This is a genomic window from Streptomyces sp. NPDC059454 (assembly GCF_042749965.1).
In the GTDB taxonomy this organism is placed as follows: Bacteria; Actinomycetota; Actinomycetes; order Streptomycetales; family Streptomycetaceae; genus Streptomyces.
Map to the genome: position 1 here is coordinate 247,665 of NZ_JBHYVC010000002.1, position 7,797 is coordinate 255,461.

Here is a 7,797-nt window from a genome sequence, read left to right on the forward strand (position 1 = left end):
GTCAGTGGATCTCAGACGGTGGGCATGACGCCGAGCAGCAGGCCGGCGGCGACGACGATGTAGGCCATGAGGGAGACGGTGCCCGTGGCCAGCAGGGTGGCGCCCTTGGGCTGGCGCACCATCTGGTAGGCGACCAGGCCGGGCACGATGAACCCGAGGGTCTGGTTGCCGTACAGGAGCGGGAACTCGATCGAGAGCACGATCATCACCGTGGCCTGGAGCAGCACGCCCAACAGCACCACCGCGGCGAACAGCCGCTTGCCGTAGAGGATCACCAGCCGCTGCATGATCTTGGTGCCCGCGTAGGTCAGCGCGGTGACGCCCACCATCATGGCCGCGCGCTGGAGGTCCTCGATGAGGGTCAGCGCGATCCACCCCGGCGTGATCATGCCGCCGGGGGACAGATTGGTGGTGAGGTAGCACAGCAGCGAGAAGAACAGGCCTATGGCGATGCCCAGGGCGGCCATCTCGGGGGTCAGTGCGGCGGTGGTCAACGGGGTCTCCGGGCGGGTGAACGGGGCGGGCGAGGCGGGCGGCTCGCGTGTGGTCAGTGGCGCGGGGACGGTCCGCCGCCCTCTGCGGTCGGATACCGGGTTCCGTCGTGGGGCTCGTCCGGGTCGGCGAAGAACGGGTCGTCGTAGTACGGATAGGGCTCCGGGGCGGGGGCGTGCTGCCGGCCCTGCCCGTATGGCCGGCCCTGCGCGTGCTGCCCTTGCTGCCCGTACTGCCCTTGCTGCGCGTACTGCCCTTGCTGCCCGTACGCGCCGTTCGGCTGGGCCGGCATGCGGACGACCGGGATCTCCTGGGTCTGCGATGCCTGGTAGCGCTCCTCGTACGCCGTCGGGTAGGACGCGAACGGGTCCAGGCGCGGCGCCTGGGCCGGAGCCGCGGCGGCCGGGCTCGGCGCCGGTTCGCCGGTGTCGCTGTCGTTGTCGCTGTCGTCCGCCGGGAGCTCGGCCAGGTACTCCAGGAGTTCCTCGCCCTGGCCGTGGATGTTGCCGATGGCGACCAGGGAGGAGCCGTCGGACATGCGGCCGAGCAGGGCCGGCATGAACTCGTCGGCGGACCGCCGCTCACCGCCCAGGTCGACCGCCCGGTCACGCCACTGGGCGGGGATGGCGTCGATGGCGCTCTTGGACGGGTGCCCGATGACGAAGACGTTGTCCGGCTCCAGGTCGGGGATGATCTCGCCCATCTGCCCGTTGCGCTCCACGCGGTCCGGACGGCAGTTGATCACGACGTTGAGCGGACGGCGGATCGCGCCGAGGTCGAGCAGCTGGTTGATGTTCATCAGCGTCGACTCGGGGTCGTTGGCGGCGAAGACGTTGGCGAAGGCGAGCCGCTTGCCGTCGGGGGCCGCGTAGCGCTCCACGGAGAGCACGCCCGGGTCCGGCGGAGCGTCGTACATGCCCTGCAGGGCGACCTTGCGCTCCACTCCCAGCAGCTCGGCGACGACCAGGGCGATCGCCACGTTCTCCTTGAAGGTGAACCAGCTGAAGCCGCGCAGCTCCTCGTCGGTGACCATCTCGGGGTCGGCGTAGACCAGCTTGCAGTTACGCGCGTCCGCCTCCTCCTGGAGGATGTGGAAGCGCTCCTTCTCCGCGGTGACGCAGATGCCGTCCTCGGGCATCGAGCGGCACAGCGAGCGGGCCACGTCGTCGAGGGTGGGGCCCATCTCGGCGAGGTGGTCCTCGCGGACGTTGCACAGCACGCCGATCGTGGAGCGGATCAGCTTGCTCTGGTTGACCTCCTGGAGGGCCGGCATGACCGCCATGCACTCGATGACGAGGGCGTCGGGACGGTAGGTGGCGGCCCGGCGGACGATGCCGATCTGCTCGACGACGTTGGCGATGCCGAACTTGCGGTAGACCGGCTCCTCGGTGGCGTCGGGGTGGATGAAGCGCGCGGCCGTGCCGGTCGTCTTGGCCACGGTGACCAGGTCACCGCCGCGCAGCGCGCCCGCGCACAGGCGGGTGATGGAGGACTTGCCGCGGATGCCGTTGACGAGCACGCGGGACGGGATGGAGTGCAGGGCGGCGTAGTGCCGGCGCTGCTCCACGATGCCCGCGACGAGCAGAAAGAGGCTGCCGGCCAGCAGGACGAAGTACAGGTAGAGCACGGCGGGTCACCTTCCTCCGGTGCCGAGCCGGGGCTCGGCGGACCGGCGTGCCTGGTTCTGTCGGCGGGCCTGCAACTGCTGGCGGATCAGTTCGAGGCTGCGGACGACGGCCCCGACCTCGTCCTGGTAGCGGGGGAAGTGCACGGTCTTGAGGTCTCCGTCGGCCAGCTTCTCGGCGTCGGCGGCCAGGGCCCGCAGCGGCCGTGCGACGACCAGGTACACCCAGCCCAGGCAGACGACGATCGCGGCGAGGCCGAGCAGTCCGGCGAGCACGCTGCGGTCCTCGCGCTCGTAGGCGGCGATCTGGAAGTGCTTGGCGTTCTGCCAGCTCACCACGGTCCAGCCGAGGTCGGACGCGACGCCGCCACCGGAGAAGGGGGCCGCGGCGGCGACGGTGACGCTGCCGCCGTCGCGGAGGAGCAGACCGTTCTCGACGGGCCCGGCACCGACCGGCACGTTGCCCGCCCGCACCAGGTCGGGCAGGGCGTCGTTCGGCAGGTCCTCGAAGGCGAGGAAGCCGTCGCTGGCGGCGAGGGTGTCGGCGTCGGCGTTCACGACCCGGACCTCACCGAGGCCGGGCCGCTTCAGCAGCGAGTTCAGGAACTCCACGCGGACCTCGCCGACGAGCGTGGTCCCCTTGTGTCCGGGCACCGGCGCGCCGGCCTGGATCACGGGCTTCCTGTCGCCCTTGCCGGAGACCCGGACCAGGGGCAGGTCCTTGTCGTCGCTCCAGTCGTGCGGGTCGCCGCCGGCCCGGGCGACGACCTCGCCGGCGTCGTCCACGACGTACAGCGCCTGGTAGCGGGTGTGCTCGCGCAGCGCGTCGGACAGCAGGTCGCCGGTGGCGTCGGGGTCGTCGGCGTCGATCAGGCGGGTGGTGGAGACCAGGTCGGCCTGGGCCTCGTTCAGCGCCCGGCGGACCCGGTCGGCGACCAGGTCGGTGCGGTCGCGCTGGTCGTTGACCATGGTGGCGGGCACGCTGACCGAGCCGTCGGTGCGGTTCAGCAGCAGGCCGACGGGCACGCACCACAGCAGCAGCAGAACGGCGGTCACCGCGAGCGGCACACGGACGCCGAGGCGGGCCTTGCCGCGCCCGGCGCCGGGCTCCTCGCCGTCGCCGGAGCCGTCGAGCTGGGTCCGCAGGTGTTCCAGGGCCGCGCCGATCCGGGCGGCCTCGCCCCAGCGGGGCACCGCGACGGGCCGGGTCAGGTCGCCCCGGGCGAGCCGGCGGGACTCCAGGAACAGCCGCAGCAGCGGCCGCTGCACGGCCGCCCACAGCACGGCCGCGGCCAGCAGGCCGAGCGTGACCAGGGCGCCGGCCGCGATCAGTCCGTACAGTTCCCGGCCGGTGTCGGCGGCGCTCTGCTGCTGGACCACGGGGAGCATGGCCACGACGGTGAGTCCGAGGCCGGCGGCGACGCTGTCCTTCTCCTCCGGGTCGGAGGAAGCGAGCGAGGCGTATCCGGCGGTGGTGATCCGCCCGTTGTAGTCGTCGCCCAGCAGGGTGCCGCTGACGCCGGGGTAGCCGTGGGAGCCGGGCTCCTTGGCGCTGACGGGGTGCTCCTCGGTACGGATGGCGGCCTGGTCGGAGAGGCGGGACATCTGCTTCTGGAGGAAGGTGAGTTCGTCGCGCTCCTGGTCGGAGTTGAGGGCCTCGGACTGCTCGAAGCCCTCGGTGGCGAGGACCTCGCCGTCCCGGGCCACGACCGCCATGCTGCGGAACGGGCCCAGGTTGATGGCGGGCACGGACAGACTGTTGGAGGCGATCAGCAGTTGCTGCGGCCGGTCCTTGCGGTCGAGGACGGCCATCGTCATCAGCCGGACGTCACCCGTCTCCAGCCGCACCATGCGCGGGGTGAGCGCGTGCTCGCCGGTGAGGACGTCCTTGTCGAGCCAGGCGAGAGGAATCCTTTCACCGCGCGCGGCGAGCACATCCCCGCTCTCCAGGTCCAGCACCGTGGTGCCGGTCCACTTCTGGTAGGTCTTCCCCAGGTCGGACAGAATGTCCTCCGGCTCGACCCGCTCCCCCTTGTTCAGCGCCTCGGCGGTGCGCTGCAGATCCGTGACCCGCTCGTCGATCGAGGCGCGGAGCGCGATGGCGCCGTCCTCCGCGAAGTGCCGCTGCGACGTCTGCACGGCGTCGGGGACCACGGGGTCACCGCCCGGCCCCAGCACCTTCGCCGTCAGACCGGCCAGGGCGACGATCAGCAGACACAGCACGGCGATCGGGGGACGGATGCCGCCCAGGAGCGGCATGTCCGCACGCCTGCGGCTGCGTCGCCGTCCCGTCCTCCCGGAGTTCGCGGCACGACTCGATGTCACCGGTCTTCTTCCTTGGTCGCTGCGGGTATCCAGCGCTCGCTGGACGCACCGCTCGCGCGGTCGTGCGACGCCGTCACTCAAAAGACTGATAAACGCTGAAAAGGTTGCGCTTTAAGCGCGAGGAGGTTCCTGTGTTGCTCGTCACTCGTTCAGGGACAACGGCTTCAGGCCGTCACCCCCGGGAGCACCGCGGTTGTAGAGGAAACCGCGGGTACGGTCCGCCGCGAGCCGATAGCGGGCGAGCCGCTCCTCGGAAAGGTCGCCGGGCTCGTCCAGCACGCTCTGCACGTCCACCAGCCGGTGGTCCTCGACCGCGCCCTCGGGCAGCTTGTCACCGGGCTCCGCCTCGGGCGGGATGTCCACCAGCGTGGTGCGGTAGCGGGCCGTGACGTCCCAGCCCTCGGCCGCCTCCCGGAACTCGAACCAGCCGATCACCCCCTCCTCGGTCAACCCGGTCGGAGAGGAGTGGCGGGCCACCTGGTTGCCGAGACCGTAGGCGATCCAGGTGCCGTTGAGCTTCTGGATCGGCTGGACCACGTGGGCGTGATGGCCGATCACCAGGTCGATCCCGGTCTCCTCGGTGATCCTCTGGGCCAGGTCCAACTGGGGCACGCTCGGCTCGTTGTAGTGCTCCATGCCCCAGTGGATCGAGAGGATCACCACTTCGGCCCCCTGCTTCCGGGCCCGGCTCTCGGCCTTCTTGATCTCCGCCGTGCCGCTCCGGTTGAAGGCCCAGCGCTTCTTCTCCGGCGTGGGGTTGAGGAAGGACTCCCAGGAGTACGAGAGATGCGCGACCTCGACGCCGTTGACGTCGTGGATGTTGATCTTCTCCGCTTCCTTGGACGTCCGGGACGAGCCGGTGTGTCCGAGGCCCACCTCGTCCATGGCGTTCAGGGTGTTCCGTACGCCCGTCATGCCGTGGTCGTAGGTGTGGTTGGAAGCGGTGGAGCAGGTGTCGTACCCCACGTCCTTGATCGACGTCAGGATCTGCGGGGGCACCAGGAATTCCGGGTATCCCTCGAAGGGGCCCTCGGGCTTCCCGACGGGTGTCTCCATGTGACAGATCGCCAGGTCGGCCTTGCTGATGACCGGCTTCACCCCGGCGAACAGCGGCCCGAAGTCCAGCCCCGCCTCGCCCTCGCCGGTCTCCTCGGCGTCCTTGGCCGCCTGCTCGACCAGCTCGGGATGGATGAGGATGTCACCCGCGGCGGCCACGGTGAACGAGCGGCCACCCGCCTTCGCCTGCGGCTCCACGGTCCCGGAGCCGCAGGCGGCGGTGAGGGACACGGCGGCCACCAGGATCGTTACGGCACGACCCATACGGAAAGACTTACGGAATGTCACCGAAACATGTTCACATGCCCCACACAGGCAACTCCGACTTTACTGTCACAAGACTGTCACACTTTGTGCGCGTTCTCGGTCTGATCGGTTTGCTCCTGGCGTTGACGGCCTGCCAGAAATCCTCCGGATCCTCCGCGAAGGACTCCGACCCGACCGCTCGAGAACTGGTCGACCTGCGCGGTCGTGTCCTGTCGTACACGGAGCAACTGACCCCGGACGGCCCCTACGCGCCACCCGACGAGGAGGAACACGCTCGACTCGCCCGGGGCGTCGGGCGTCTGCTGGAGGGCGACGCGCGTGAGGCGGAGCGGCTGCTCGCCCCGATCGGCCTCGCCGTCACCCGGCTCACCGACACCGAGTCCGGCCGCCGCTACGACGAGGTCGCGGCCGCCGGCCCGGGCGAGAGCGCACGCTGGGGCCGCCTGTACGTGAACGCGGATTCCCGCCTCCGCTGGAACGCGCAGGTGCCGCACCCCGTGTCCGACCGGGACACCGAGGCGCTCGGTGTGCGGCTGCTGGAGGACACTCCCGGCGGGGCGCTGGTCCTGGCCGGCGCCCACCGCCGGGCCGGGCGGGGGGACGCCGCCGATGTCGCCCACCGCGAGGACAGTGCCTTCCACACCATCGTCGTGGAGCTGCAGAAGCGCGACGTGCCCGGCGTCCAGCTGCACGGCTTCGCCGAGTCCACCACGGACCGCTACGACGCCGTCCTGTCCACCGGCGCCGCTCAGAGCGCGCCCGAGGAGGTCTCCGCCCTGGCCGACCGCATGGAGTCGGACGGACTGCGGGTCTGCCGGGGCTGGTCGGCGCGCTGCCCACTGGAGGGCACGACGAACGTCCAGGGCCGGGCCGCCCAGCGGCAGCACACGACCTTCGTCCACCTGGAACTCGACCCCGGCGCCCGGGGGGACGGCCGCGACGCCGACGAGACGGCGGCCGCCGTGGCCGGCCTGCTCACCACCTGGGCCGACGACTGAGCGGTCCGCCCCTGTTCAGCAGCAGCCGGCCGCCGGCAGGGTCCGCTTGTTGCGGGCCTCCCTGCTGCGGGCCGCGAGGAGTTCGTCGGCCGGGTAGCCGACCTCCTCCAGGGTCAGGCCGTGCGGGCGTACGACGTGGACGGCCGAGTCCCGTACGCCCGCCGCCAGCACCTTGCCCGGCCAGTCCGGCGGGCGGTGGCCGTCACCGACGAACAGCAGCGCGCCGATCAGCGAGCGGACCATGTTGTGGCAGAAGGCGTCGGCCCGGACGGTCGCCGTGACGATCCCGTCCTCGCCGCGCACCAGACTCAGCTCCTGGAGCGTGCGGATGGTCGTCGCGCCCTCGCGCCGCTTGCAGTACGCGGCGAAGTCGTGCTCCCCCAGCAGCCGGCGGGCCGCCTCGTTCATGGCGTCGACGTCGAGCGGCCAGTCGTGCCACAGCACGTGCCCGCGCAGCAGCGGGTCCACCCCGCCCGGGTTGTCGGTGACGCGGTAGGCGTAGCGTCGCCAGATCGCGGAGAACCGGGCGTCGAAGCCGCCGGGCGCCTCCCTGAGCGCCCACACCCGTACGTCCCTCGGCAGCCGCCCGGCGAGCCGCTTGAGCAGCTTCGTGTGGTGCTCGGCCCACACCTCCCTGGGCAGATCGACGTGCGCGACCTGACCCCGGGCGTGCACACCGGCGTCGGTACGGCCGGCCACGGTCAGCTCGTACGTCGTCCCCCCGGACCGCGTCACGGTCCGCAGCGCGTCCTCGATCTCCCCCTGCACGGTCCGCCGCCCGCCGGCCTGCTTGGCCCACCCGGAGAACTCGGTCCCGTCGTAGGAAAGGTCCAGCCGCACCCGCACGAACCCGGGCTGCACTTCATCACTCACACGAAGCTCCTCTCACCCACCAAGAAGCGGGGGCGGGGGGGGGAAGGAACGGGCCCCCCGCCCGCCCCCCCGGGGGGGGGGGGGCCGCCCGCCGGGGGGCGTTCGTGGGCGGCGAGGCGGCCCAGCTGGGGGGGGGCGGAGCCGAGGTGGGTGTCCATGTGG

The 7,797-nt window shown here is 71.5% G+C and carries 6 protein-coding genes; 1 reads left to right on the top strand and 5 read right to left on the bottom strand.

Going from position 1 to position 7,797, the window contains the following annotated elements; genetic code table 11:
- Window positions 1-11: 11 nt before the first annotated feature.
- The 4 genes from ACFXAE_RS02530 to ACFXAE_RS02545 form a co-directional block, all read right to left on the bottom strand.
- Window positions 12-494 carry a poly-gamma-glutamate biosynthesis protein PgsC/CapC gene (locus ACFXAE_RS02530; RefSeq protein ID WP_184761006.1) on the bottom strand — a complete coding sequence of 161 codons (483 nt, stop codon included), beginning with the start codon at window positions 492-494 and terminating at the stop codon, window positions 12-14.
- 53 nt (window positions 495-547) lie between these two features.
- Window positions 548-2,119 carry a poly-gamma-glutamate synthase PgsB gene (gene pgsB, locus ACFXAE_RS02535; protein ID WP_384706857.1) on the bottom strand — a complete coding sequence of 524 codons (1,572 nt, stop codon included), beginning with the start codon at window positions 2,117-2,119 and terminating at the stop codon, window positions 548-550.
- Between the two features lie 6 nt (window positions 2,120-2,125).
- On the bottom strand, window positions 2,126-4,375 hold the full coding sequence (locus ACFXAE_RS02540; protein ID WP_384706859.1) for a HAMP domain-containing protein: 2,250 nt from the start codon (window positions 4,373-4,375) through the stop codon (window positions 2,126-2,128).
- Between the two features lie 207 nt (window positions 4,376-4,582).
- On the bottom strand, window positions 4,583-5,761 hold the full coding sequence (locus tag ACFXAE_RS02545) for a CapA family protein (RefSeq protein ID WP_384706861.1): 1,179 nt from the start codon (window positions 5,759-5,761) through the stop codon (window positions 4,583-4,585).
- A 17-nt stretch (window positions 5,762-5,778) separates the two neighbouring features.
- Between ACFXAE_RS02545 and ACFXAE_RS02550 the strand changes: the two genes are divergently transcribed.
- Window positions 5,779-6,762 (top strand): hypothetical protein, encoded by a 984-nt coding sequence (locus ACFXAE_RS02550; RefSeq protein ID WP_384706863.1) that lies wholly within the window; start codon window positions 5,779-5,781, stop codon window positions 6,760-6,762.
- A gap of 15 nt (window positions 6,763-6,777) precedes the next feature.
- On the opposite strand, the gene truA is transcribed toward ACFXAE_RS02550, so the two are convergent.
- Entirely contained in the window at window positions 6,778-7,635 is an 858-nt protein-coding gene (gene truA / locus ACFXAE_RS02555) for a tRNA pseudouridine(38-40) synthase TruA (RefSeq protein WP_384706865.1), read from the bottom strand.
- Between the last annotated feature and the right edge of the window lie 162 nt (window positions 7,636-7,797).

Excerpts from the sequence above, each read along its gene's own strand:
- ACFXAE_RS02540 (WP_384706859.1), bottom strand. The coding sequence starts at position 4,375 with ATGCCGCTCCTGGGCGGCATCCGTCCCCCGATCGCCGTGCTGTGTCTG.
- ACFXAE_RS02545 (WP_384706861.1), bottom strand. The coding sequence starts at position 5,761 with ATGGGTCGTGCCGTAACGATCCTGGTGGCCGCCGTGTCCCTCACCGCC.
- ACFXAE_RS02550 (WP_384706863.1), top strand. The coding sequence starts at position 5,779 with ATGTCACCGAAACATGTTCACATGCCCCACACAGGCAACTCCGACTTT.